Annotated in this window: 28 protein-coding genes and 1 pseudogene; 8 read left to right on the plus strand and 21 right to left on the minus strand. The window is 37.0% G+C overall.

Annotated elements, in window-relative coordinates; translation table 11 throughout:
- Positions 1-319: 319 nt before the first annotated feature.
- The 7 genes and pseudogenes from G3O09_RS06680 to G3O09_RS06710 form a co-directional block, all read right to left on the minus strand.
- Positions 320-496 (minus strand): annotated as a pseudogene (locus G3O09_RS06680) (DinB family protein); the annotation flags it as partial.
- Between the two features lie 239 nt (positions 497-735).
- On the minus strand, positions 736-2,136 hold the full coding sequence (rlmD, locus tag G3O09_RS06685) for a 23S rRNA (uracil(1939)-C(5))-methyltransferase RlmD (RefSeq protein WP_163100721.1): 1,401 nt from the start codon (positions 2,134-2,136) through the stop codon (positions 736-738).
- Positions 2,133-3,017 carry a DNA-3-methyladenine glycosylase family protein gene (locus G3O09_RS06690; RefSeq protein ID WP_163100722.1) on the minus strand — a complete coding sequence of 295 codons (885 nt, stop codon included), beginning with the start codon at positions 3,015-3,017 and terminating at the stop codon, positions 2,133-2,135. Before G3O09_RS06690 ends, rlmD begins: the two co-directional genes overlap by 4 nt.
- A gap of 103 nt (positions 3,018-3,120) precedes the next feature.
- Positions 3,121-3,915, minus strand: a complete 795-nt coding sequence (pdaA, locus tag G3O09_RS06695) for a delta-lactam-biosynthetic de-N-acetylase (RefSeq protein WP_163100856.1) — start codon at positions 3,913-3,915, stop codon at positions 3,121-3,123.
- A 199-nt stretch (positions 3,916-4,114) separates the two neighbouring features.
- On the minus strand, positions 4,115-4,303 hold the full coding sequence (locus G3O09_RS06700; RefSeq protein WP_163100723.1) for a hypothetical protein: 189 nt from the start codon (positions 4,301-4,303) through the stop codon (positions 4,115-4,117).
- 270 nt (positions 4,304-4,573) lie between these two features.
- Positions 4,574-6,121 carry a fumarate hydratase gene (locus G3O09_RS06705; RefSeq protein WP_163100724.1) on the minus strand — a complete coding sequence of 516 codons (1,548 nt, stop codon included), beginning with the start codon at positions 6,119-6,121 and terminating at the stop codon, positions 4,574-4,576.
- A 530-nt stretch (positions 6,122-6,651) separates the two neighbouring features.
- Complete coding sequence (locus G3O09_RS06710) at positions 6,652-6,831, minus strand: SE1561 family protein (RefSeq protein WP_163100725.1); 180 nt, start codon at positions 6,829-6,831, stop codon at positions 6,652-6,654.
- A gap of 133 nt (positions 6,832-6,964) precedes the next feature.
- Here G3O09_RS06710 and yfkAB point away from each other — a divergent pair, with 133 nt between their 5' ends.
- Positions 6,965-8,095, plus strand: a complete 1,131-nt coding sequence (yfkAB, locus tag G3O09_RS06715) for a radical SAM/CxCxxxxC motif protein YfkAB (RefSeq protein ID WP_163100726.1) — start codon at positions 6,965-6,967, stop codon at positions 8,093-8,095.
- Positions 8,096-8,356: 261 nt separating this feature from the next.
- Here the strand turns inward: yfkAB and G3O09_RS06720 are convergent, their stop codons facing one another.
- From G3O09_RS06720 to G3O09_RS06735, 4 genes are all read right to left on the minus strand, one after another.
- Entirely contained in the window at positions 8,357-9,175 is an 819-nt protein-coding gene (locus G3O09_RS06720; RefSeq protein WP_205439617.1) for a YfkD famly protein, read from the minus strand.
- 75 nt (positions 9,176-9,250) lie between these two features.
- The gene (locus tag G3O09_RS06725) at positions 9,251-9,859 is read right to left on the minus strand and encodes a YczE/YyaS/YitT family protein (RefSeq protein ID WP_240338361.1); all 609 of its coding nucleotides are present in this window, start codon (positions 9,857-9,859) and stop codon (positions 9,251-9,253) included.
- 400 nt (positions 9,860-10,259) lie between these two features.
- Positions 10,260-11,318 (minus strand): calcium/proton exchanger, encoded by a 1,059-nt coding sequence (cax, locus tag G3O09_RS06730; RefSeq protein WP_163100728.1) that lies wholly within the window; start codon positions 11,316-11,318, stop codon positions 10,260-10,262.
- Positions 11,319-11,350: 32 nt separating this feature from the next.
- Positions 11,351-11,731, minus strand: a complete 381-nt coding sequence (locus tag G3O09_RS06735) for an OsmC family protein (protein ID WP_163100729.1) — start codon at positions 11,729-11,731, stop codon at positions 11,351-11,353.
- Positions 11,732-11,889: 158 nt separating this feature from the next.
- Between G3O09_RS06735 and G3O09_RS06740 the strand changes: the two genes are divergently transcribed.
- A complete protein-coding gene (locus G3O09_RS06740) occupies positions 11,890-13,056 on the plus strand; it encodes an MFS transporter (protein WP_240338362.1) in 1,167 nt (388 codons plus the stop codon).
- A gap of 68 nt (positions 13,057-13,124) precedes the next feature.
- On the opposite strand, the gene G3O09_RS06745 is transcribed toward G3O09_RS06740, so the two are convergent.
- Positions 13,125-14,069: a DMT family transporter gene (locus G3O09_RS06745; protein WP_163100730.1), complete on the minus strand. Its 945-nt coding sequence runs from the start codon at positions 14,067-14,069 to the stop codon at positions 13,125-13,127.
- 219 nt (positions 14,070-14,288) lie between these two features.
- Between G3O09_RS06745 and G3O09_RS06750 the strand changes: the two genes are divergently transcribed.
- Positions 14,289-16,220, plus strand: coding sequence for a heavy metal translocating P-type ATPase (locus G3O09_RS06750; protein WP_163100731.1), 1,932 nt, complete (start codon positions 14,289-14,291; stop codon positions 16,218-16,220).
- Between the two features lie 271 nt (positions 16,221-16,491).
- On the opposite strand, the gene G3O09_RS06755 is transcribed toward G3O09_RS06750, so the two are convergent.
- Together G3O09_RS06755 and G3O09_RS06760 are read right to left on the minus strand one after the other, a co-directional pair.
- Positions 16,492-17,331, minus strand: a complete 840-nt coding sequence (locus G3O09_RS06755) for a YihY/virulence factor BrkB family protein (protein WP_240338363.1) — start codon at positions 17,329-17,331, stop codon at positions 16,492-16,494.
- A gap of 27 nt (positions 17,332-17,358) precedes the next feature.
- Entirely contained in the window at positions 17,359-17,787 is a 429-nt protein-coding gene (locus G3O09_RS06760) for a YtxH domain-containing protein (RefSeq protein ID WP_163100732.1), read from the minus strand.
- Positions 17,788-18,058: 271 nt separating this feature from the next.
- Here G3O09_RS06760 and G3O09_RS06765 point away from each other — a divergent pair, with 271 nt between their 5' ends.
- Positions 18,059-18,280, plus strand: a complete 222-nt coding sequence (locus tag G3O09_RS06765) for a DUF1128 domain-containing protein (protein ID WP_163100861.1) — start codon at positions 18,059-18,061, stop codon at positions 18,278-18,280.
- A 27-nt stretch (positions 18,281-18,307) separates the two neighbouring features.
- Here the strand turns inward: G3O09_RS06765 and G3O09_RS06770 are convergent, their stop codons facing one another.
- The 3 genes from G3O09_RS06770 to map form a co-directional block, all read right to left on the minus strand.
- The gene (locus tag G3O09_RS06770) at positions 18,308-19,312 is read right to left on the minus strand and encodes an HD-GYP domain-containing protein (RefSeq protein ID WP_163100733.1); all 1,005 of its coding nucleotides are present in this window, start codon (positions 19,310-19,312) and stop codon (positions 18,308-18,310) included.
- Between the two features lie 143 nt (positions 19,313-19,455).
- Positions 19,456-19,614, minus strand: coding sequence for a hypothetical protein (locus G3O09_RS22155; protein WP_205439618.1), 159 nt, complete (start codon positions 19,612-19,614; stop codon positions 19,456-19,458).
- 143 nt (positions 19,615-19,757) lie between these two features.
- Positions 19,758-20,504: a type I methionyl aminopeptidase gene (map, locus tag G3O09_RS06775; RefSeq protein WP_163100734.1), complete on the minus strand. Its 747-nt coding sequence runs from the start codon at positions 20,502-20,504 to the stop codon at positions 19,758-19,760.
- A 137-nt stretch (positions 20,505-20,641) separates the two neighbouring features.
- Here map and G3O09_RS06780 point away from each other — a divergent pair, with 137 nt between their 5' ends.
- Positions 20,642-20,929 (plus strand): hypothetical protein, encoded by a 288-nt coding sequence (locus G3O09_RS06780; protein ID WP_163100735.1) that lies wholly within the window; start codon positions 20,642-20,644, stop codon positions 20,927-20,929.
- Between the two features lie 79 nt (positions 20,930-21,008).
- The gene (locus G3O09_RS06785) at positions 21,009-21,401 is read left to right on the plus strand and encodes a thiol-disulfide oxidoreductase DCC family protein (RefSeq protein WP_163100736.1); all 393 of its coding nucleotides are present in this window, start codon (positions 21,009-21,011) and stop codon (positions 21,399-21,401) included.
- A 306-nt stretch (positions 21,402-21,707) separates the two neighbouring features.
- Here G3O09_RS06785 and motB read toward each other — a convergent pair whose 3' ends face one another.
- The 3 genes from motB to G3O09_RS06800 all read right to left on the minus strand — a co-directional run bounded on the left by motB (position 21,708) and on the right by G3O09_RS06800 (position 23,742).
- The gene (gene motB, locus G3O09_RS06790; RefSeq protein ID WP_163100737.1) at positions 21,708-22,484 is read right to left on the minus strand and encodes a flagellar motor protein MotB; all 777 of its coding nucleotides are present in this window, start codon (positions 22,482-22,484) and stop codon (positions 21,708-21,710) included.
- Positions 22,477-23,268, minus strand: a complete 792-nt coding sequence (gene motA / locus G3O09_RS06795; RefSeq protein ID WP_163100738.1) for a flagellar motor stator protein MotA — start codon at positions 23,266-23,268, stop codon at positions 22,477-22,479. The genes motB and motA overlap by 8 nt, the downstream gene beginning before the upstream one ends.
- 102 nt (positions 23,269-23,370) lie before the next feature.
- The gene (locus G3O09_RS06800; RefSeq protein WP_163100739.1) at positions 23,371-23,742 is read right to left on the minus strand and encodes a DnaJ family domain-containing protein; all 372 of its coding nucleotides are present in this window, start codon (positions 23,740-23,742) and stop codon (positions 23,371-23,373) included.
- Positions 23,743-24,050: 308 nt separating this feature from the next.
- On the opposite strand from G3O09_RS06800, the gene G3O09_RS06805 reads away from it, so the two are divergent.
- Together G3O09_RS06805 and G3O09_RS22160 are read left to right on the plus strand one after the other, a co-directional pair.
- A complete protein-coding gene (locus tag G3O09_RS06805) occupies positions 24,051-24,494 on the plus strand; it encodes a C40 family peptidase (RefSeq protein ID WP_163100740.1) in 444 nt (147 codons plus the stop codon).
- 139 nt (positions 24,495-24,633) lie between these two features.
- A complete protein-coding gene (locus G3O09_RS22160; protein ID WP_205439619.1) occupies positions 24,634-24,801 on the plus strand; it encodes a hypothetical protein in 168 nt (55 codons plus the stop codon).
- Between the two features lie 184 nt (positions 24,802-24,985).
- Here G3O09_RS22160 and G3O09_RS06810 read toward each other — a convergent pair whose 3' ends face one another.
- Positions 24,986-26,632 (minus strand): M20/M25/M40 family metallo-hydrolase, encoded by a 1,647-nt coding sequence (locus G3O09_RS06810; protein ID WP_163100741.1) that lies wholly within the window; start codon positions 26,630-26,632, stop codon positions 24,986-24,988.
- Positions 26,633-26,698 lie beyond the last annotated feature (66 nt).

The raw sequence follows: 26,698 nt of genomic DNA on the forward strand, positions 1-26,698 counted from the left end.
TTGAATAACGATCCTTCCCGTAAATAAAACAAGAGCTGAATTAACAACTCTGCAATTTTCAACTAACACGCCCCCGTTAATACAACATGAATCCCTTATTTAATCAAAAATAAAGGGTGTTATCCTACAATAGCACCTGTTCAGCCAGCAACTTAAGCTTTTACTAACATCTTTTTTTGATACTTAAGAATTTCCTCATCTGTGAATACGTTGGATGCCAATCGTTTAACTTTATCCCAGTATTCTTTGAATTCATCATAATTATGACCTTGATTCTTTATAAAATTAACCAGGCTGCCGGGCTAAAAGTGTTCGGTTTAGAGCACCCTTTTACCAGAATAATCTCAAGCCAGGCTAAATCTGTGAGGTATATATGAGTCATTACTTTTGCCACCGAAGAAAAACCACTCTTAACTTCCTTATGGAAAATGTCTTGCGGTAGTTCTTTTAAGCGATTTAAAATAACTTCATTTGCCCATAAGTGGTAGTCATACATTTTAATTCAGAAAACAATCTACCCGATTGTTGTAAAATATTGCAAATTAAAGATTATTTTATTAACAGTACATGAACACTTAAAGTAATTGTGGTGTTCATTTTTGAAAACAAAAAAAGAGTGGGATATAACCACCCACTCTATAACTTATTATTGATAAGAGGAATCCCTCTTAATTTAGTGGCTAGGAACCACCTTTTTAATTAATCCCCTATTTTTATTATCTCGGTTTAGTTGCCTTACTTTAAAATGAGTTGCACTACACACTCCACATGGCTTGTCTGAGGAAACATATCAACAGGTTGGATGTATTGAATATTATATAGCTTGCTCAAACGTTGGAAGTCTTTTGCAAGAGTTGATGGATTACATGATACGTATACCACCTTTTTTGGCTTGGCTTTTATGATAGTAGCTAATAGCTGCTCATCACATCCGCTTCTTGGTGGATCTACTACCAATACATCTGGCTTCCAACCTTTTTTAATCCAAGTTGGCAAGACATTTTCCGCTTTACCGGTTTCGAAATGAGTATTGGTTTTCCCATTTCTTTTTGCATTCATTCTCGCGTCTTTTATCGAATCTTTAATGACATCCATTCCACGCACTTCTTTTGCATCGTCGGATAACCATAAACCGATTGTCCCGACACCACAATAGGCATCAACTACATTCTCTTTACCCGTCAAGCTAGCCGCTTTTTTGACTTCATCGTATAACTTAACCGTTTGAATAGGATTCAACTGGAAGAATGTTCGTGCTGAGAGCTCATATGAAAGATCGCCGAGTGTTTCTTTAATTACATTCTCCCCGGAAAGATGAATCGATTTTTCTCCAAATACTAAGGAGGTCTCTTGATCATTAACGTTTTGGACTATCGATTTCACCTGTGGTAGCCTTTGTTGGATAAGCTGTATAAGTTGATCTTTTTTCGGCAAGTCCTTTGTAGCTGTTACAATGCCCACTTGTACTTCACCCGACTCGAATCCAACTCGTACCATTATCGTACGTATCGATCCTCTTCGTTTCTTCTCATCGTAAATTGAGATATTTAATTCATCGAGCATTTTTTTTATCTCATCAGTCACCTTATTACATTCTGGATGTTGGACTATACAAACAGGAATGTCAATTAGATTGTGAGAATTCAAACCATATAAACCTGCAATGACTTTTCCATTACGGATACCAGCTTGAAATTGGCTTTTGTTTCGATAATGCCAAGGATCTTCCATACCTATTGTTTCATGGATATCTAATTTCTCTGTTTCTTTACCAAGATACCTTTCAAATGCCTGCCTAACGATGTCGCGTTTTTCCTTTAATTGTCCTTCATAGGATAGGTGGTGAAGCTGACACCCTCCACATTGATCATATACAGGGCATGGTGGTGCAACACGTTCAGTGGACTTTTTGCGGATTTTTTTTACTCTAGCTTCTGCAAACTTAGGGTGGACTTTAGTCGCTTCTGCTACCACTTCTTCTCCTGGCAACGCCCCTTGAACGAAAACAACGCCCCTTTTAAAGTAGCCTACACCTTCCCCGTTGATACCTAGCCTTTTTATCGTTAATGGAAAAGTTTGTCCTATTTGTAGGGCTATCGCTGTTTGTGTTCTATTACTTTCATGCTGCTTTTTCATGATTTTACACTCCGTTTTTCAATGCTGCGCCACAGGTAAAGGGAAGCATAGCTTAAGTAAGGAGCCCATTCTGTCGATAGGACCTCCATTTCTTCTATGGTTGGCTTTTCTGGAAGCTGCAGTAATTTTTTCAACGCATTTTGTATTCCTATATCGGCTTTTGGAAATAAATTCGGTCTGCCTAGACCGAATAGGAGGAAATTTTCCGCTGTCCAATTTCCAATGCCTCTTAACTTGATTAATGTTTGTGTTACTTCATTATCTGATTTTTCCTTTAGGGAATCCAAGTCTAGTCTGCCTTCAGAAATTTCTGTTGCTAATCCGATCACATATTCAGCTTTCCTAGTGCTGAATTGAAGGTCCCTCAATTCTTCTACAGGAATAGCTGCCACACGATCAGGGGATGGATAAAACCATGTTCCATCTTTTTCGAAACCATAAGTGTGTACAAACCGTTCTGTTAATGTATGGGCAAATGAAAGATTTAGTTGTTGATGGATAATACATTTTACCAGACAACTGAAGTAATCAAAATCTAAAATCAGCGCTGTCCCTTTATGTTCTTCAAAAATAGTATTTAGTTTAGTTCCTGAAAAATGTTGATGTATGTTTTCAAGCGGAATGTGCCAGTGAAAGATTTCTTTAATTCGAGAAAATACTTCACCCTTTGTCGACACATTTTCTCCTAAAACAATAAATTTTGGCGTATCCGTTGTTCCAATCGCTTGAATGGATATCACTTCAGGGTTACCTTTAACATTTAGAGGAACCTTCACAAGTCGATTTTCTATCTCTATACATTGCAATGGATCAAGAGATAAACGTTCTAGTACAAGCTCAAAATTATATGGTCCTTGTATTGAAATGGTTTCATTCCACACAGTCTTTCCCCCATTAGTACATTTTCCGTATTATATCATTTTTAGGGATGACTTTGTTAGCGTTGGTAAGCGAAAGAAATAAACCTCCCGCTAGTACGGAAGGTTACCTTTTTAATATCTTTTCTCCCATTTCTTTCTTCATGTACAGATCATCCAGGCTTTTGAATGTATATCCCTGTCTCTTCAACTCGACGATTATTCGCTCAAGCGCTTCAGCATTATCCTTTGAAATCGTGTGCAATAGTATGATCGCCCCTGGGTGAATTTGAGCCATTACTTGCTGATAAGCGTAATCAGGTCCTTGTTGAGCATTCACATTCCAATCCTTAAAAGCCAACGACCAAAAAACATGTACATAACCTGCTTCTTTCGCTGCAGCCATCGTACGTTCACTAAATATTCCCCTCGGAGGACGTAAATATTGCATTCCTTTTTTCCCTGTTATTTCTTCGGTCTTTTTCTTTACTTTATCTAGTTCCTTAAATAGCCTTTCGTTTGTTACCTGTGTCATGTCCGGATGATGCCATGAATGGTTTCCGATGATATGCCCTTCTTTTGACATTCGTATTACCAAATCCTCAGCAGATAGTAAATAATGTCCTGTAATAAAAAAAGCAGCCTGGACATGATGCTTTCTCAATACATCCAAAATTTCATCTGTATACCCATTTTCATATCCATTATCAAAAGTCAGATATACCGTTTTCTTGTTTGAATTATCCTTATAAACTGCATCGTATTTGGCGATCATTTCTTCATATTTCGCGCCTGCATCAGCTGGTTCGCCATTTTTACTTTTATTAAATCCCCAGTGATATGGTGAATTGGGAATATAAGCAATACTACTATATGTAACGAATATAAATAATAATGTCGTTATAAAAGTCGCTTTCCTAATCAACGTTTTCCCTCCTGTAAACTTTCGTGTTTTTCTTATTTTTCCAGAATTAAGGGAAAGCATAACAGGGAAAATATTGAAGAACATAAATTCTACATATTATCAGGAAAAAACAACTCAAATTTTATGTCTAAACAATAATAAAACCGTCCGTAAAACACGGACGGACAGCAATAGGAGGAGAAATTATTCAAATATATTACTTATTTAATAATGATCGCACTGCTCTATAAACTACTACAAGTGAAAAGACACCGACAGTGAAGTAACCTACGGTAGTAAGAATTGGAGTAAGTGCAGAAACATAAGTTAATGATTCAGTTAGAGTAGGAAGATAAATTAACGCAAAACCAGCTAGAATCGTAAGGAATAATGCTTTAAAGTCCATTAAGAATCCCTCCTTTCACTATCAATGTATGTACGAGTTCTAAAGCGGTGTGGGCATTTTGATAACGTTTTCGCAAAACAGTAATAAAGTCCTTTTTATTGAAAATTTAGATGGTAAAGATGTGATGGGGTGTTGGATCTTTCATAAATAGATAGCAAAGAAACCTCTCGCCGCAATCAACGGACAAACTTTATAGTCTAATCACAACAATCTATACAAAATGAGCCAAAATAAAAGAAGCTTGGTTTTCCCAAGCTTCTTTTTTATTACTTATTTAAAAACAGGTTCTTTAAATTGCGCCAACTTTTCCAGTGAGCTCATCGCTACGTCTTTATGAAGGCTATTACCGTGAGAATCCATTGTCACCACTGCTTTAAAGCCTTCCACTTTTAAATGCCACATTGCTTCAGGAATCCCGAATTGCATTAGGTCTACCCCTTCAACTGATTTGATACAATCAGCATAATACTGGGCAGCTCCCCCAATCGCATTTAGGTACACCCCTCCATGCTCTTGTAAGGCAGCCAATGTTTTAGGTCCCATACCACCTTTTCCGATTACCGCACGAATGCCAAATCGTTTCATGATGTCACCTTGGTAAGGCTCCTCACGAATACTTGTTGTCGGCCCTGCAGCTTTCACATGCCACTTTCCTTCTTCGTCTTTTAACATAACTGGACCGCAATGATATATAACTTGACCGTTTAAATCAACTGGTGAATCATTGTCAGACAAGTATTTATGGATAGCGTCACGACCTGTGTACATCATACCGTAGATTTTAACAACATCTCCAACTTTTAACTCACGGATTTGCTCTTCCGTAATTGGAGCTTGAAGGATGATTTCATCGCACTCAGTATCTATAGCTGCTGCTGTTTCAAGTTCTGCTTCTTGTGAAAAGTCGATTTTGTCTCCTTCTTGGTACATCCACTCTGAGATTTCCCCTGTTTCAGGATTCACTTGAACTCCTAGCCGACGAAATGCCCAGCAATTATAAGCTACAGAAACGAAGAAGCTTGCAGGAATTCTGTCCATGACTCCAACCTTACAACCTAATAAAGTCGTTTCACCACCAAAGCCCATTGTACCGATTCCTAGCTTGTTGGCATTTTCCATAACATACTCTTCCAATTTGCGAAGGTCTTCATTTGGATTAACATCATCATTGCTTCTGAACAATTGCTCTTTAGCTAAATCATATCCTGAAGAACGGTCACCACCGATTCCAACACCTATGAAGCCCGCACTACACCCTTGCCCTTGTGCTTGGTAAACAGAGTGCATGATACATTTACGAATTCCATCTAAATCACGGCCAGCTTTTCCAAGACCTTCAAGTTCGCAAGGAAGGCTGTATTGAATGTTTTTATTTTCACATCCTCCACCTTTTAGGATAAGTCGGGCATCAATGTAATCCTTTTCCCATTGTTCGAACTTCATGACTGGAACACCTTGGCCAAGGTTGTCACCACTATTGTCCCCAGTTAAAGAGTCAACGGAGTTTGGACGAAGTTTTCCGTTTTTAGTAGCCAAAGCTATTGCCGCTTTAATAGCTTCTTTAATTTGAATTTGATTTACACCCACAGGTGTTTTAATTTTAAATGTCGGTAATCCTGTATCTTGGCAAATTGGAGATATATTCTCATCTGCCATAGTGATGTTCTGTGTAATGGTTGCCAAGCTCATTGCAGAACGAGTGCCTTCACTCTCTTTTATTTTGGCTTCTTTAATGGCTCTACGAACATCCTTTGGAAGATTAGTAGATGTTTCTACAATTAACTGGTACATGCTCTCCTGGAATTTTTCCATGTTCATGCTTGTTTCTCCCCCTCTATTTACTCCCTTTGATTCCTGATACACTTTTATATATACAAATTATTGTTAAAAAATTTACGTTTCTTATTATACTCCTATCTTTTACGTTCGAAAAGTCTTCAGGTGAAAACGAATACAAGTAAATATTATGAAACTTTTTTTTCAAACTATATAAGTAAGATGTGAAATTATTTAAAAAACTAAAATTAGGACGAGGAATCATTGATATTTGGATTAACGATGTAAAAATATTGAATGAAAAACTTAAGGACATTGGAAATTAAGCTACAGGGGAAAATCGTGAAGGAATTTTTTATCCACGGAGAAGCGAAAATGTAAAAGGAAATCGATGTTAAAGCCTATATTCTCCATCATCTAGAAGATAAATTAAAAACCTTTTTGGCTACTTAATACCCAGATGATACAAAAATTACTGAAGCAATCCTTTTTCTTCGAATTAGTTCTAGATAGGGGGCACACAAAATAAATGGGCTTCTCTTTAATAGAAAAAGCCCGTTAATACCTTTATTTTACTTAGTCTTGAATTGGTCAATTTTCGTTTCTAGTTCATCGATGATTCCAATTAGACGGTCAATATCCTCTAATTCTGTATGTTCAGGATCAATATTTTCCAAAACTTCCAGAAACATTGAGAGCCTTTGTTTTAAATAATTCATTTGGTCATCTTTGTTAGTAATTGCGTTTCCCATTGTATGTACTCCCCCTTTCGATTAATTAATCCTACATAATAATGAATAAAAGTTCAATCGTTGTCATTGACTTTATTAAGTCATTTTTTCATAATGATACAGTGCCATTACAATCCTTGTAAGGAGCTTTTATATGATAAAAACTACTTCTCGTCTTCAACCTATTACCCCACAGTATGATCCGTGGGAAGCATATATGGACATTCAACAGTACGGTAAAATGACCTTGACTAATATTGAATTCACTACGACTACACTTTGTAATATGCGATGTGAACATTGTGCTGTCGGTTACACACTACAACCAAAGGACCCAAACGCACTTCCAATTGAACTTCTCCTTCAAAGACTGGATGAGGTTAAAGAGTTAAGATCTCTAAGCATTACGGGTGGCGAACCTATGCTGTCCAAAAAATCGGTACAAAACTATGTCGTCCCTCTTTTAAAGTATGCCCATGAAAGAGGTGTGCGTACTCAAATCAACTCTAATTTAACCCTAGACCTAGAACGATATGATGATATTATTCCTTATCTTGATGTTCTACATATTTCTCATAATTGGGGGACGATTGATCATTTTATCGATCACGGCTTTGCTATGATGGAACGAAAGCCAACGAGAGAACAGAGAGCTGTTCTATTTCAAAAAATGATCGACAACAGTCAAGCTCTGACTAAAGCGGGTGTTATAGTATCAGCTGAGACAATGCTGAACAATCGAACGCTTCCATATTTGGAAAGCATCCATAAACAGATTACTGAGGAAATGGGTTGTCAACGTCACGAAGTTCATCCGATGTATCCTAGTGACTTCGCTTCAAGTCTAGAGGCGGTTTCTTTAGATGAAATGAGGAAGGCGATTTCGCATTTATTAGAAATTCGTAATGAGGACGTATGGATGTTGTTTGGAACATTGCCATTCTATCCGTGTAGTTACAATCAAGACGATTTAGATCTTCTTCAAAAACTGTATAGTGCAAAGAATGTTACAGTCCGCAATGATCCTGACGGTAGGTCACGTTTAAACGTCAATATTTTCAATGGTGAAGTAATCGTAACTGATTTTGGTGATGCACCATCTCTTGGGAATATCCAAACACACAGCTTACAAGAGTCGTATCAGAATTGGATGGACTCCAAGCTCGCTAAGTCATTGAACTGTCATTGCCCAGCTGCCCAATGCCTTGGACCGAATGTTCTGGTTAAAAACGCTTATTATCCAAAAGAAGATTTTACAGTCCAACAAGCAAAAATATCGAAATAATTAATGGGTCATTTTTGTGATATAAAAAAGAAACGAAAACAGCTTGGGTTGTCTCTCAAGCTGTTTTTATTTCTGCTCCCATTCAAAATCGATATGATTTAGCTCCTATTATTACCTTTTGCATCCTCGCTCACCCAAAACGGGCATCATTCTGCTCCTATAATTACCTTTCACACCCTCTCCCAACCAAAATAGGCATAAGTCGTCATCACTATGAAATGGCAAATTAAAAAAGAGTGCAATATCGCACTCTTTTTAACTTTATCTAGGTCTTTCTGTAGCTAGGAATCCAAACGATAGATGATCCTGAACTGGAATCCAAGCCCCTATCCCTTGATGAGTCACATTTTTGACGACAATCATTTTCTTATTACCTTTTAGGACTAGGAAAACCTCGCCGTAGGTTACCTTTCCTTTTTCGTTGACAGCAGAAGCATATGAATATAAATATCCAAGTCTTTTTGGTGGGATATTATACACTTGATCTTTTTTGGTACCTCCGCCCACAACGGTTTCGAATGACAGTGGTAAATTCGTTTTCTTTGCTGCTTTAATAATCATCATTTTTTGAACATCGTCCGCTGCTGGAATTTTAGCAGTTAGTCCACCTTTTACAATCTTTTGTGCTTCTTGGACGTAATGGATTTGGTAATTCTTTGTTCCGCCTCTATTGTCGAAGTAGTTCGTATTGATTTTTTGGTATTCCCAATTTGGTGATGTTTCAGTCGATTCGTAATTAAGTGCCCAATGCCCTAAATAAATGGTAGCCCTATATCCAAATGCCAATGGAGCTTTAGACACAGTCGATTCATTTAACATATGGATTAGTTCTGGATTATCGATTTTCACTTTGGATGAATCGATTAATTGTTGGGTGAGCTCACTTGGTTGGAGATACGGTAAATCCTGTGTTGGGTTTGGATACGTATTCTCCTTAGCTATATTTAGAACTGAAGACGGGATTGGAACAGGACCTGATGGCTTTCCCCCCACCTCAATTGAAGAGGCAAATACATTAGCCCCAATAAAAAGCTGTAAAAATAGTAAAAATCCAACCGTTAAAAATGCTAATCGTTTCATGATGTGCACTCCTTCTGAGCAAAAAATCATTTGCTAGTATTGTTTGCTCAAAAAGATTTTACTATGCACATTATTCTACGTTCTTGCTCCACCCAACCATCTTTCTGCTATTGGGAAAAACAACTGAACAAGAGGTCCAATTAAAAAAGTAATGATCAATGTTCCAACACCGATTGGACCTCCAATTAAGAATGCTAATATCAACCCAAACAATTCTCCAATTGTTTTCGCCGCCATCAAGTTTACCTTGAAGCGCTGATGGATGGCCAACATAAATATATCCATGGGACTAGGAGGAAATTTAGGTAAAAGATATATTGCTACTCCAACTGAAATTACAGCTATTCCACTTAACAATGTTGAAAGCTTCCAGATAGGAGTAACTGGTGCCCAATCCTTCAAGACTAATATCATCCAAAAATCAACAAACATCCCAATGACGAATATCGTTCCTAGTGAGAGTACCCTAGGCTTTTCCCTTAATAAATAGGCATTGATAAACATGATAAATACTCCACTTAGAAAGACCCAATTTCCAATTGTAAATCCTACTTTTTTTGAAAGCCCTACATTTAGTGCGTCCCATGCACCTGTCCCAATATTCGCCTTAATCGTCATACTGATTCCAAGTGTGAGGATTAATATTCCTCCTACAAAGAACACGATTCTCTTCCAAAGCTTCAAAATGAATCCCCATTTCTTTTTATAACTACAAATTGTAATGTTTTTGTAAAATTTAGAATATTTACTTTTATTCATTTAAACGATATAATTACCTTACCCTTTCGAAAAGGAGGCGATCTTTACATCTTAGTCCACACATAAAGGGAGGTTGTCTATCGAAAATATATTCAACTAAGAACACTTTCATGTTTGAAAAAAATACTTAAAGGTTGGTGAATATCCGAGAAAGTTATCTGGGATCGTTCGACGTGAATACCCCTGCTCGTTGTGTAGGAAGTTTCATTCTTTCGAAGAATCAAGATAGTCTGGATTGTATTATGTACTTAACAGAAATTATGACCATATAAAAAGGACTCTGCAAATTGTACCATACATGCAGAGTCTTTTTTTATTGTTATTTTTATAATAGGAAAAACCCAATTCCCATAATCAAGTAAGCCGCCAAAAGTGTAACTCCCTCAAACCAGTTTGTTTCACCATCATTGGAGATCACAATCATTAAGAATACGGATGAAACCATTGCAATCAATTCTGGCATGGAGAATACCAGAGGCATCGCTGTTGGGAACATTAATGAAATTAGAACAAGTACTGGAGCTACGAACATCGCAATTTGCAGGGTTGATCCTACAGCAATTTCGACTGCAATATCCATCTTATTCTTATAAGCAAAGATGATAGCAGAAGCATGCTCAGCTGCATTACCGACAATTGCAACAATGATAACCCCAATGAATAGCTCAGTCCAACCAAATGATTCAGCAACGACTTCGAATGTGTGAACCAAGTTTTCAGATACATATGCTACAGCCACCGTTGCCAAGAGTAATATGAGCATAGACTTTCCTTTGCTCCATTCCGGCGTTTCTTCCTCATGATGACTTCCATTTTCCCCATGCTGGTATACCCCACGATGAGTAACAAGCTTGAAGAATAGAGCGGCAAGATATAAAAGAATCAAAATGATTGAAATTCCTACGCTTAATGAAATCGTTTTAGTTTCATTCATTGACTGAGCGAAGACTTCAGGAATAACGAATGCTACCACTACTGCAAATATCAATAATCCTGCATTGTGCCTAGCATCAAAAACATTGAAGGTTTGTCTTTTGAATTTCAATCCTCCAACAAAAAACGAAAGACCTGCTACAAGTAATAGGTTTCCAAGTACAGAACCTGTTAAGGAAGCAAGTACAACACCTACTAATCCTGCTTTTAAAGCAAAAATTGAAATGATTAATTCCACGGCATTACCGAAAGTCGCATTTAGCAATCCACCGATTCGAGGACCCATCACAACTGCTAAACTTTCAGTTGCTCTCCCCATGAAACTAGCCAATGCAATGATCGTTAAACAGTACACACCAAACATTACAACACTTGGCCAATGCATGAGTGAGCCAGCTACCGATAACGGCACACCTGCTAAAACCAGAATAAGAAATATTTTATTCGCCATAAGTTTTCCTCGCTATCTCTAAGAAATATGTATCAGATGAGTTCATAGCTCTCGACTATATCAATGCTTCCTTTAACCGATTGAACCATTGGACAATTTTTATTGGCCAAATGAACCGCTTTTTCTATCTTTTCCTTGTCTGCTTGTGGAATACGTAAAACAAAGTGAAGATGAATTTTTTCAACGCGGTTTGCCTCTTCTGTGTTCCGTTCAACCTGCGTTTTTATTGACATATCCTCAACTGTCATCCTCATTTTTTCTAAAATGGTCTTTAATATACCACCACTACAAACAGCAATCGAAGAAACTAATAATTGATATGGCCGATACCCATATTCCTCATTACCAGAAACATGAAGATCTCCGTAAGCTAACTCAGTAACGAAGCCTTTCTCCTTCATTAGAAATTCCACTTAAAATACCTCTCTCCCCTATGTTTGTTATTGAATAAGGAATATTATACCTTTTCCTACAAACTTTCTAAAGGCTTTCACCTATTCTTTACCTCAAATTAGTATTGCCTAATCCACTATTACTCAGTAACATGAAATTTGTTAAGAAAGGAGCCATTATGGATACATCTATGAAACGATTGTGGATATTAGTTACCATTGTTGGTATTTCTGGCTTTTCTCAAGGGATGTTGTTACCTTTGATTGCCATTATTTTTGAAAATGATGGGATAAGTTCTTCTATGAACGGCTTTCATGCCACAGGGTTATATTTAGGAATCCTTCTAGTTTCCCCACTTATGGAAGGGCCTTTAAGAAAGTTTGGATACAAACCCATCATTATTATTGGAGGGGCAGCCGTTTTTCTAGCCCTGGCTCTGTTTCCTTTATGGAAATCATTCTGGTTCTGGTTCCTGCTTCGTTTACTGATTGGCATTGGGGATCATATGCTACACTTTTCCACTCAAACATGGATTACCGCCTTTTCACCTGAAAATCAAAGAGGGAGAAATATATCCATTTACGGCATATTCTTTGGACTCGGATTTGCCGTCGGACCATTAATGACAAGGTTATTAGAAGTAAGTGAAGCTTTACCTTTTATTATATCTTCAATAATCAGTCTGGTCGCTTGGACCACAGTATTTTTATTACAGAATGAAAAGCCCGATCAAGGCGTAGAAACCTCTAACTTTCTGGGGACCCTTCAAAGGTTTGGGAAAGTTTGCAAATATGCCTGGGTGGCATTTCTGCCTCCTTTTGGTTATGGATTTCTCGAATCAACCTTGAATGGGAATTTTCCTGTATACGCCCTTCGTTCAGGTATGGAAATTAAAGATGTCTCAATATTATTGCCCGCCTTTGCTGTTGGAGCAATCTTGTTTCAGTTTCCGTTAGGCTATGTGAGTGATAAGTACGGGAGAAAAAATATTTTACTGATTGTCATGATGTCAGGATTCATTTGCTTTACTACGGCAGGCTTATTCCAACATTCAGGAGTCATTCTTTTTATCTGCTTCTTGCTCGCAGGGATGATGACAGGCTCGACATTTTCATTAGGTATTACCTATATGGCAGATTTATTACCTAAAAACCTATTGCCGGCTGGCAATCTGATGTGTGGAATCCTTTTCAGTGTTGGTAGTATATCTGGTCCCTTTCTCGGGGGAATTATCATACAATACTTCAATAATTCTTTCTTCTACGTTATCAGTGCCATGATGCTAACCATATTTATAGCACTGTTAATGTTCAGATCAAAAGAGCTGGTAACACATTCTGTTTAGGTGAAAAATCAAAAGCACTGTCCCAGGACAGTGCTTTTATTTTTCTAAAGATACGTTTCACACTATGTTTAAGACATCCCAATATGCGGGCTTTCTGACTTTTTCTCGCGATTAACAATTACGATTCCTATAGTTACTAGTAATAATCCAAAAAACACATAGGTGCTTACCTTTTCATTTAAGAATACCAATGAAAGAAAAACTCCAAAGACAGGCATTAGAAATAGATATACAGAAATTTTTCCTACTTGATTGTATTTCATAACATTATTCCATAATATATAACCGGCCGCAGATAAAAAGGATAAATAAAGCAACAGTCCTGCTGCTTCAAGTGAGAAGGAGAATGGAAAAAGTCCTACTCCTGGCATGGCGACCAAAATTAGACCTATGGCACCAAAAACCATTTCGTAACTTGTAATGTACCCAACTTCCATATGCCTGCTTGCATTCCTGGCTAAGATATTACCATATCCACCTGAAGCCATTGCAACTAGCAATAGGACTTCTCCTATTCCAAAATCAATCGCCAAATTACCTTTACTGACATTGACGACGATGACCCCACTGAAGCCCAATAAAAGCCCCCAACCCTTTCTCATGCTCAATTTGTCATTATCATACAGAAAATGTGCAAATAAAATTTGGAAAAAAGTAGTGGTCCCTGCAATGATGGACCCTTGAACTCCACTTGAATAACTTAAACCGATATAAAACAGAACATATTGAATGAACGTTTGAAATAAGCCAATTTTCGCAAGCGGTTTAATGTCTGCTTTTTGAAGTTGAAGCTGTTTTCTTGTAAATCCTAAAAAAATAAAAATCAAAAGTGCAGCCAATATAAACCGATACCCTGCGAATAATAGCATTTCACTACTTTCATTCGGTTGGATATCCAGTAAGCTATAGCTTAATTTTATTGCTGGAAAGGCGCTTCCCCATAAAAATGCCGCGCTTCCGGCTGATAGAATGATTCCAAAAGGATGAGTAAAAAACCGTTCTGCCTTTAACATGTTGGATTAACCTGCCTCTAAAATTATTAATTAGAATAAGTACAATTTAATATCTTTTTGCATATCCTTTATGGTAGGATAAATGTAATCAAATATCTCTTAATTTTTTCATTTTTTGCTGTCATCTCTCCAGATGACAGCTTTCGTGTTTTTTAAGGGTATTGACGATGAATATCTTTCTCATTAAATCAAGTGATTTTTGTTAAGGAGGAGAACTGAATGAGCTCAAATGCAAATGCTTGGAATCAAGCTAGCGATCATCCAGATTCAAATGAAAACGTATGGAATAGGTTTTTACCCCATATTGAATTGATCGCAGCCGGGACCTGTGGACTTTTAATTGCTATAGGATGGATTTTCTCTAATAATGGCCAAGAAACCCCCTCCATTATTGCTTATGTTCTTTCCTTCATAATTGGTGGTTTTGCCAAAGCTAAGGAAGGCATTGAAGAAACTATAGAGAACAAAGAGCTTAACGTAGAGATGTTGATGATATTCGCAGCGATTGGATCTGCTATCATCGGCTATTGGACAGAAGGAGCCATATTGATATTCATATTCGCGGTAAGTGGGGCTCTTGAAACATACACAATGAATAAGAGCCATAAGGAAATTTCATCATTAATGGAGCTTCAGCCAGAGGAAGCACTAAGGATCTCTTCTTCGGGAAAAGAAGAAAAAGTCCATGTTTCCGAATTGGTGATTGGAGATAAAATTCTTGTGAAAGCAGGTGAGCGAGTCCCATCTGATGGGGTCATAGCAGAGGGCCAAACACATATTGATGAAGCCGCCATCACAGGTGAGTCTTTACCTATCAACAAAAGGGAAGACGATGAGGTTTTTGCTGGAACGGTAAATCTCCGAGGAACCATCTCAGTAAGGATTACAAAATTAAATCAAGATACATTGTTTCAAAAAATCATCCAACTCGTTCAATCTGCACAAAGCGAAAAATCCCCTTCCCAACTTTTCATTGAGAAGTTTGAAGGTACTTATGTAAAAGTTGTTTTAGCTTCTGTTTTGGTCATGATGGTACTACCTCATTTCCTACTGGGTTGGAGTTGGACTGAAACATTTTACCGGGCCATGATTTTACTTGTTGTAGCATCTCCTTGTGCACTTGTAGCTTCTATTATGCCAGCCACCCTTTCAGCTATTTCAAACGGAGCTAAAAAAGGGATTCTTTTTAAAGGTGGCGTCCATTTAGAAAACCTAGGGAACTTGAGGGCAATTGCTTTTGACAAAACTGGGACATTAACCAAGGGAAAACCCGAAGTAACGGATGTGGTGTATCGCGAAGACCTTAAACTAGGATCTTTCCTTTATAGTGTTGGATCTATTGAACAATACTCTAATCACCCACTTGCACAATCGATTACTAGATACGTGAAGCACCAAGAATCCAGAACATTAAAAAGACCCGATCAAATGGAAGATATTAGTGGATGGGGCGTACAGGCAACGATAGAAGGAGTAAAATGGAAAATTGGGAAAGCAGATTTCATTGGAAAAGAAGCTGCAGAAGCTTTCAAAGGTGGAATCTATCAAAAACTAGCATCTGAAGGCAAAACCATTGTTTTTGCTAGGGATGAACAAGGTATTGCTGGACTTATGGCATTAAAAGATGTAGTTAGGGAAGAAACCAGTGAAGCTATTGAAACGTTACGTTCACAGGGAATCCACACTGTTATGTTGACGGGAGACAGTGAAAAAACCGCACATGTCATCGCATCGGAAAGTCATATTGATGAGTATGTTGCCGAATGCCTCCCAGAAACTAAAGTGGAAGAAGTAAAGACTCTAAAAGAGAAATATAACACAGTTGCCATGGTTGGAGATGGCATTAATGATGCTCCGGCATTGGCAAGCGCATCAGTGGGAATTGCAATGGGCGAAGGAACCGACGTCGCATTGGAAACTGCCGATATTGTACTGATGAAAAACGATTTACCTAAAATAGCTGAAGCGATTGCCCTTTCAAGAAAAATGAATCTAATCATTAAGCAAAATGTTGTCTTTTCAATTACAGTAATCATGTTCCTCATTGCTTCGAATTTCCTTCAAGTGCTAGATCTCCCATATGGAGTTATCGGGCATGAAGGAAGTACGATTTTGGTTATCTTAAACAGTTTGCGCTTACTGAGATCTTAAATTGTTCTTGGACTTCATATAAGGGACTATCGAAAAAAAGGCTTGCCCGTTTTTTAAAGGGCAAGCTTTTTTTTTAGTGATATCCGTTTTGACCATTAGCAGAACCGGATGTTTTACCTTTTGGTTTTTGATTAGAGTTTTGTTTTGTTCCACCGTCTTTTTTCGTCTTTTTAGTCATGAATATTCTCTCCTTTGAAAAAGAAAAATGGACACCGATTTGGTATCCATTGTAGTTTGTGTAGTGATAAAAGTTTTATGAAGGATAATAATGTCATCCACAGGTAGGGTCCTTCTTTTCGCTCACCATCGCATTAATTTCTCCACCAAGAATAATGATATGAGCAGTTAAATAAAACCAAATCATGAGGACAATGATTCCCCCAATACTTCCGTATGTAGATGCGTAGTTGGCAAAATTGGATACATAGTAAGAAAAGGCATAGGAAACCAATATCCACCCAACAGTAGCAAATAAAGCTCCGGGTATCACGCTAAGACACTTTAATTTAATATTTGGAGCAATCCAATATAAGACTAAAAAAACTACAAATAATATAACCGAGCTTAATACCCATCTGATTGCTCCCCATATTTGACGAAATTCATCAGTAAATCCAAATTGGGCAAACAATACACTACCTATTTGCTTCCCAAAAACAGGTAATAACAAGGCAATGACGAAAACAATAATCATCCCAATCGTTAACAAAATACTTAAAGCCCTCGCAAAGATAAAGGATCGATTTTCCTTTACATCATAGGCTCGGTTAAATGCACGAATAATCGCGTTAAGTCCATTAGAGGCTGTCCACAACGTTGCGATGACCCCAAAAGAAAGAAGCTTACCGTTTTGCTTCATAATTTCTGCAACATTCGTTTCAATAAGCGTCATGGATTGTTCTGGGGCATAATCCCTTATGAAAGTAAGAATATCTTCCTGATGGATTGGTAAATAAGGTAATAGAGTCACTAAAAAAATTAGAAGTGGAAATATGGATAAGAGAAAGAAAAAAGCAAGTTGTGCAGCCCAGCCTGAAACATCATCCCCTTTTATCCTTTCATATAATTCCACAATGAAAGATTTATTCATCCATTCTTTCTTCACGCCCATACTGCCACCTCGGAACTTCAAATGGAATTAAGATTTTAGAACTGTATTTCTGTAATGTTGCTCCTGCCTTTGATTTGCTTCAGGTGCGTCCTGTTCATCATGGGAAATAAATGCTTCTTTCGTTTCCTTAACCATGCTCGCAACTTGAGGCGGAACATCTTTTATTTCCTCGACCTTTTGAGAAATAAAAGCTACATCATCAGAAATTTGTTGAACGGTTTTTCTGATTCTGCCAGACGTTTCCTTCAGTCGGTCAAAAAAGTCATTTGGATTTTTAATAAATGATTGAAGCTCTTTTGAATATTGTTTGGTACCTGATACTACTGAACTACGCGTATCACGACTCATTAAACTCATAGCTGCTCCTGCCAATGCTCCTAACATGATTCCTTGAAGCAATCTATTTTTTCTTGTCCCCATTTGTTGATATGAATATTCTCCTCGATATTGATTCATGACATTTTCCTCCTCGATTAAATGTTTGTTACTATGTATGATTCCCTTTTTACATTTTCATGAAACATAGCATTTACTTATTGCCTTCACTGTATGATTTTGTAAAACTCCAAGTATGAATTTTTTCACCTCTTTCTTAAGTTCCTTATTTCAAGTTGAAAATCCAAGAAGAGAAAGTGATAGGGATGTAATAATGAAAACTGCGCCTATGATTGACAAAAAAATGACTCCTATGAAATGATAGCAATATCATAAGGAAAGAAGGCTGATGATGGATCTTACAAAAAACACTCCAGAAAATGTAGAATATATGGTTGATGGGATTAAGGATAAACTTCGCATGATGAATATGGGAGCGGTAAAATCATCGCACTTTAATGTAGAAATGTATGAAGATCTAAAGTTTCTATATGACTTAGTCATGAAGAAAAATAGCTTTAGCCCAAGTGAAATGGAAGCTATTGCTGAAGAATTGGGAAATCTTAAGAAATAAAAAATAGAGGGCAGTTTGCCCTCTATTTTATTTTGCTTCCTCTGTATATTTTTCCTCATCGACTAAAACTTCAGAAACCAATAGCGTAGGATGATCTGCCAATGATAGATTTGCTTTTGTATCCAATATGCGAATATCCGGTCGTTGTGGGTTTTTATGGACTTTCGTGACAATCGCTTGTTCCCCAGTATTCAATCTAATTTTTGTACCTGGAGGATATAATGGCACTTCTCTCACGAATAGATGTACCAAATCTTCTCTAAAACAAGATCCTGATTTTGTCATGATATATTCGATGACTTCATGAGGAGCATATCCTTGTGACGATATCATATTTTCAAATGTGTTAGCTATGGCACATATTTGAGCATATTCTTGTATTTGAGTTCCATTGATCCCCCTAGGGTACCCACTACCCTCCACCATTTCGTGATGTTGATAAGCTACGTGGGCAGATAATAAGCCCACTTCCCTAATTTTTCGCAATATCTCAAATCCAGCTTGAGCATGTCCTTCTCCTTCTATCTCTACCTTTCCTATGTCATGGAGTAATGCTCCTAAGGCTAGATCTTTCACTTGCATTTGATTTAAACCCTTTTTCTTTCCAAGTTGGGTGGATAATAGGGCAACATTCACGGCATGTGCGTAATCCCTAAGCTCCTCAGCTAGAAAGGTGGTAGGGACAAGAACGACGGCACCTCGCTTATACACTTCTGCCACTAGCTTTTTGACAGTTTCTTGAATCTCCCTAAATGGAAAGGCACCTTTCTTTTTAGTTGACTCAAACGTCAGTTGAACTACCTGGATCGCTTCCATCCACGTAGGCATATCTATCATTTCTTCCATTGTTATACCCTTTGAAATGGCATCTTCTACAAATAAATAACGAATATCCATTTGTCCTAACCGCTTTAAAAACGTCGGATGAATAGAACGTCCTTCTGCTAGTAACACCCTTTTGTACTTATCGAATATCGGTCTAGCAAGTTCCATCGTTTGTGGGCGATATTCATCTAAGTTTATCAACCTCATGTATGTACTCCTTTTGTTTAGCCTTTTAAAGTTTTCAATTTTAACTTATTTTAACACAGATGTTGAAACCAAAGTTATGGTTTACCTTGTTTAAGTAGAAAAGGCAGCCAGTAAAATCCGGCTGCCTACTACTATCTATATCATTAACCATTTTCTTCGTTTTTGTCATCTTGCTCGTCGTTTACTTCGCCGTCGTCGACCCCGTTATCTTGATCGACTCCGTCCCCACAAGCTGCCAAACCTGCTACTGTTAGTCCAACCGCAAAACCACTAGCCATTAATTTCTTTTTCCATGATTTCATAGTTTGTTCCTCCTCGTAGTTAAGAAAAAATAATAGTCATTTCGATGTTGTGTTGATCAACTTGTTCTATAAATACCCTCGAGGAACAACCACAAACCCAAAAAGAAAAAAAACAGCTTAAATGATTCTTAAGTCCTAATGAGCTATTGCTCTGTCAATATAATAGTCCCTTCTTTAGTAATGGCAATCGTATGTTCATATTGGGCAGAATACTTACCATCCGCTGTTCTAGCAGTCCATCCGTTATTATCACGCTTCGATTGGTACACACCAACATTCACCATTGGTTCAATGGTGAACACCATACCTTCTTTTAATCGTGTGCCCCGGTTCGGTAGTCCATAATGTGGCACATCGGGTTTTTCATGAATAGAAGCTCCAATTCCATGACCAATGAAATCTCGGACCACTGAAAAACCTTCACCTTCCACATAGCTTTGGATTGCGTGGCCAATGTCACCAATTCGATTTCCTGCTTTCGCTTGTTCAATTCCTCGATATAAAGATTCTTTTGTTACAGCCAAGAGTTTCTCCGTTTGCCCTGTCACTTCTCCCACTGCATATGACCAAGCAGAATCGGCTAAAGCGCCATTATAATTAACCACCATATCTATAGTGACAATATCTCCATCCTTCAAAGGTGTTTTTCTCGGAAACCCATGACAAATTTCATCGTTTATACATGCACATGTGGCAAATTCATATCCTTTGTATCCTTTTTGCTCTGGCTTAGCATCATGCTTTCTTAAGAATTCATCTACAAACACCTCAATATCCCAAGATGACACTCCAGGTCGTATGAGCTTTGCGATTTCTCTATGACAAGCAGCTAAGATTTTTCCTGCTTCATGCATGGATTTTATTTCACGTTCCGATTTTAATACGATCATTTCTCCACCCTTTTCTTAACTTCAACTAATAATCATTGTACTCAAAAACCTAACAGAATAGAAATAAAACTCTATTTCCAAAACCGATTATTGGAAATATCATGTAATTATCCATTTTATTGAAAAAGGAGTAAATGATGAACATAAACTATAAAGTATTCGAAAAAGAATTGAAAAAAGAAAAAATTACTTCCTGTATCATTTTTCAAAAAGAAATCTTCTTTGAATACTACAAAAATCGTAAAATGTCAGATAAAGTCCATAAAGTGAATTCTATCTCAAAGAGTGTACTCTCCATTTTATTAGGTATTGCTATTGATAAAGGTTACTTTAAAGATGGTGTTGATACCCTTATTTCGAAATACTTCCCTAATGTACCTGAATATATGAAGGATATTAATCTAGATATTCAGGGAGTTATGTAGCAAAGATTTTTAATCAAACGTTTGATTAACTATTAAGGAGGTTTGTTATAGAATAAAAAGAAAGAATGGGGGACTTACTTTGGATAAAATTGTTTTGTTTGATGGGGATTGTGGAGTTTGTAATCGTAGCATTCAATTTATCCTTCGACACGAAAAAGGAAATGTATTTTTATTTGCTCCAATTGAAAGCTCTATCGGCCAACAATTAATGTCAAAATATCGAATTCCCTCGGATCTAAATAGTGTCATTTTTATTGAAAAAGGAAAATTCTACAGCAAATCTACTGCAGCCTTTAAAATATGTAAATATTTTAAACCACCTTGGAATCTTTTGTTCTTATTTTCTTTCATTCCAAGCAGTATACGTGACATTTTCTACATGGTCGTTGCAAGAAATCGTTATAAATGGTTTAGAAAAAGTGATTCTTGTATTTTGTTAACGCCAGAGACAAGAAAGAAATTTTTAAATTAATAAAGCTTAATTATAAACATTTTTTGACAAATAATAGAACAAACGTCATATAATATCCTTATATTAAAGAATATTCTGATAATATACTCTTGAAGGAGGTTAGTAATATGACGGTGCTCCATATTATAAACTATGTACTTCCGATTGGCTGCATGGTGGCAATAGGGTTTTGGCTTGATCATCTATGTAAACCAAATAAAGAAACAATTGAGCAACAAGCAGAATAACAACTTTGAATATCGTACTATTCATATATCATTTAGATTCCACACTAAAAAAGGTGACTTACTATTAGTCACCTTTTTACTATTTATTAATAATTTCTGCCCTAGGCATAATCAAAATCTCTACGCGCCGATTTTTTGCTTTTCCTTCTGGTGTTTTATTTGTAGCAACAGGACTAAACTCACCATATCCCTTTGCACTAAACCACTCAGGTTGAAGCTTCCGGTTTTCGAGCAAAATTTTCATAAAATTAACCGCACGCATGACGCTTAAATCCCAGTTGGAATCAAATCTGGCAGTATTAATTGGTACATTATCTGTATGTCCACTGATAACAATATTTCTAGGCGGATCCATTACAAGCAAGTCTGCGATTTCTAGAGCAACCTCTTTATCCCTACTTCTAACATCTGCACTTCCAGATTCAAATAATACGTTATCACGAATGGTCACAAGCAATCCTTCACCACTTAATTTCGTACCGAGTTTAGTAGTCAAATTATTTTTCTCAATGTACTCATTTACCCTCTTTTGGACTTCAGCCAACTCTTGATGCTCTTCCTCACCGAGGCCACCTGTCCCATTGTCATCTCCGATTAATCCTCGTTGCTCTCTTGTTGTCGATGTAGGATCTCCATCTGGATTTGGACTTGGGAATTCGAATACTCCTGTCCCTCCTGAAAAAATATCATTAAATGCTTTTGAAAGCTGTTGAAATTTCACGGCATCTACAGAGCTCATGGCAAATAATACAATAAATAAAGCAAGTAACAACGTTAATAAGTCCGCATAAGGAATTAGCCAGGATTCGTCCATATGTTCTTCATGTACTTTATGTTTCTTGCGGCGTCTACTCATCCTGCTTCATTCCACCTTCTAGCCATAATTTACGCTCTTCTGCAGGAAGATAGGAAGTAAGCTTTTGTTCTATTGTCCTCGGGGCTTCTCCTTCAATAATGGACAGGATGCCCTCGATCATCATATTTTTAATACGGACCTCTTGTTTGGATTTACGTTTAAGCTTGTTTGCAAAGGGGTGCCACAATACATACCCAGTATAAATCCCCAACAATGTAGCAATAAACGCGGCAGAAATGGCTTTCCCTAACTCATCAGTATTATCCATATTAGAGAGTGCTGCAACAAGACCTATAACAGCTCCAAGCACTCCTAAAGTTGGGGCATATGTACCCGCCTGTGTAAAAATAGCCGCACCTGATAGGTGCCTTTCTTCCATTGCATCTATTTCTTCTGAAAGAATATCACGAATGTAATCCGCACTTTGACCTTCGACTGCAAGGTTTAAACCATTTCTTAAAAAAGGATCTTCTACTTTCTCAGAAATACTCTCCAAAGCCAAAAGGCCTTCTTTACGAGCAGTGACAGCCCACTCGGAAAAAGTCTTTATCAATTCTTCTGGCTTCACTAATTGTCGCTCTGTGAAGATGATTTTAAATAGCTTAGGGACTCTTTTAATTTCTGTTGTAGGAAATGCCGTTACAACCGCTGCTACTGTACCTACTACAATAATTAGTATTGCAGCTGGATTTACCAATACTACTGGGCTAACCCCTTTGAAAATCATTCCAATTCCTACAGCAATGAATCCTAATATCAATCCTATCAATGATGTTTTATCCACAAAAGTCACCTATCTTTACTTTATATACTGTGCTTTTTATATCGACAATTGTGGATAAAAATGAATGACTTTTTTCATATTTTACTAAAAACATTAAAGTGTTTAGTCTAGTAATTTGTCATGTAGCTTTTTATCATATTGCTTAAAAACAGCCGAATTTGTAGTCTTTTTTTTGTCAATGAATCGATTGAATTGTAACAGCTTCTCATTGAGTTTCCTTTTTAGTTGCTCTTTTTCTTCTCTATCTTTTGTCTTTTCTATTAAATCTTCTATCTGTAAAAGCTCATTCCTTGCAAACTCCTCATCCAGCATACCTGCGTTCTTCATAATTTTATATGCCATCCTTAACTCTGTAGGAATTGAAGAAAGATCATCCAATTCTAAAGGCTTTCCTTTACCGGGCAAGTTATCAAACTCCCCTTCTTTCATTGCCCTTTTTATTTTATCCTCGGCTACGATATGAAATATATCCATGAAACATCGCTCCTGTTCTATCATTTACCTTGTATATTAAATTGTGAACAATCATAATCCTCTATAATAAGATGCTACATTTTGAAAGATTTGTTAAATAATTCCTAAGTCCTTATATAATAATGCTTTTAACTAATCCTTAAGACCTGTTTTATCGCTTTTTTGTTACATTACTATTCAGACTTCGACAATTTTTGTAATATTCATGTAACAATTCTTAATAGACTTGTAACGAAAAATAGGTTTAGAGTTTGATATATTAGATTTAACGAAAAGAAAGTTTTCTTTCTAAGCTGCCGGAGGATTCAATGAAAAAAGCTTTAGTCGCAACAGTGTTGATGCTAACGATTTTAATAGGTTTTATTGCTCCTTCTGCTGAAGCAGCTTACTCTCCTGACAAAATAGTTAGTGAAGGAAAAAAATACATAGGAACTAAATATAAATTTGGTGGAACAACTCCAAAAGGTTTTGATTGCTCTGGTTTCCTTGGCTATACTTTCAAAAAAGCTACAGGTAAAACTCTCCCGCGAACTGCTGCTGGTATCTATGCAACAGGCAAAGCAGTTTCAAAATCCAAGTTACAAAAAGGTGACTTAGTGTTCTTCACTACATATAAAAAAGGTGCGTCACATGCAGGCATCTATATCGGAAATAACCAATTCATCCATGCTTCTTCTTCAAAAGGAGTTAGCATAGCTTCATTAAATAATTCTTACTGGAAACCAAGATTCATTGGTGCAAAAAGAATGTAATCTAAACTTTTCAACAGACAGTTTTTAACTGTCTGTTTTTTATTTGTCCAACGAATGGTTCATGATATACATATTATTCCCTGCATGAAAAAAATGATTAAAGAAAAAATAGGATTAATGCATGTAAAGGAGTGAGGATATGGGACGCGGAAAACATTTCGACCATAAGAAAAAAAGCCATCCAGGTAACTTACCTGAAAATAGTACAGTAGAAGGCAAAGAACATAGCAGACAATATGAACAAGTAGAAGACATCGTCACACACGAGGCATTTAAAAATCGCGTTAAAGAAGACAGTATGCCGTAAGAAAAGCGGAAGCGCTCCGCTAGTAAGGAACGTTATCTAAAATCCGCCACATCCTGTGGAGATGCCGGCACTAGCACGTCCTGTGCTTCGTAGCGAGACACTGCTCTAAATTCTAACAGTAATTTATTGTATATAAGAATTCAGGGTGACTCAAAGCTAATTGCTTTCGAATCACCCTCTTATTTTATTCTTCAAAAACCTGTTTTACTGCTTGCTTTAAAAGCATTGGAGCAATTTCAAATGAGTAAGGTATATGTAGTCTTTCCGTTCTTTTATGTGCATCTTTTCCAAATGGTCCAAGATTGATGGTAGGAATATCTAATGACTCTATCTTTTCTAAAGGCAACAAATATTTTTTACCGTAAAGAGGCATTTCATTTTCTAATGTTGCAATCGTTCCCTCTCCTCCTACCAGTCGGCAATAGCTTACATCAGAAAGGCCAGCAAAATAATACAGTAATTTTAGTTCTTCGTTAAACTCATTTTGAGCAAATTCGATTATCGAAGTAGATAAATCTTTAATTCTTTGCTCCCTTTTGTCTCCTTTCGTTAAAGAGACATGCGGGTAATATGGCGGAGCTAACATCACTAAGTAGAATGGAGCTAAGTCGTTACAAAATTGACTAATCCCTTCTGCAATAGAAACAGTTAATTTTCGTAGATCAAATTGAGGATCGGTTTCTTTTTCTAAAATCGACTTCACTTCAGACACAAATTGGTCACCGTAACGCTCCACTCCAATTGCATATAACTCGGAATAGGTAAACACTTTTGGTTTTAATCGGGAAATGTCCATAGCGTTTTCATTACCCATTTTCCTATATGCCTTTTGAATTCTCCCATGAATTAGATTACTGCTGTCTCTAGCTACTTGAGTGATCTTTTCCAGTATTTGTTCTGGAGATTGCGTCAGTGTTAAAACGTTATACAGGACATATGCACTCGTAGGAGTTTGTACATTATAAAGTTGCTTTAAATCTTCAAGCTTCAAGCAGGTTGGTAACGATACCTTCTCGCCATACTTCTCTTCGATAAACAATTCATTTAATTCCATTTCGTTAGTAAATGATGAAGCCATCCAAGAGGCATTTACACCTTCTAATGGTTCCCCAACGTGCGTTTCCTTCCCTTTACAATAAACTAATGGAAGCAATTTACCTACCGATCCAAGATAAACATATTTATTTCTGTCACCTGGATAGCTCGCAAAATTCGGTTCTGAACATATGCACACTTCATAGTTCAGCCCATGCTTATCTTTTAAGGAGGTTAATAACTCTACTCCTGCAAACATTCCTTCAGAATTCCGTTCTTCATCAGGAACAGAAAGCAGTACTATATTCCCATCCCAACCAGCCATGCTCGTTTCAGAGATTAATCCGATATGTAAGGCGAGACCTGCTTTCATATCCATAATACCTCTGGCAAATAGCCAATCACCAGATTGTAAATCTTCTTTAGCGTCAGAGGGTATCTCTTCATTCTTTAAGAGGCTCGTGTATTCATCAGGAAAAAAAGCATATTCTTTCAAATGACCATAATCTTCTATATCTACAACATCATAATGACTTAATAACACAATGGTTTTATCAGTGTTTTTCGAAGACTTATACAGAGCTGCTATGGCACTTCTTCCTAGGGTATCCCCTTTTATTTCCTCTTCTATAATATATTCTGGTAACTGAGAGTAGTAAGGGATGTCACTTAATATGTCTCTAATTTCCTTGACCATTTTGTTTTCACCATTTGTACCAGAAATGCTAGCCACCTTTACTAGACGTTTTACAATTGAAAGTAAGTCCTGTTTGTTATTCCAATGCGAATGGTTCATATCTATACCCCTTTAAAAGTTCTACCTACAGTGTGAAGATTCTAGCCTTTTTTTTCAATATTTCTT

It is taken from the genome of Peribacillus alkalitolerans (genome assembly GCF_010882125.1).
GTDB classification, from domain to species: domain Bacteria; phylum Bacillota; class Bacilli; order Bacillales; family DSM-1321; genus Bacillus_BN; species Bacillus_BN alkalitolerans.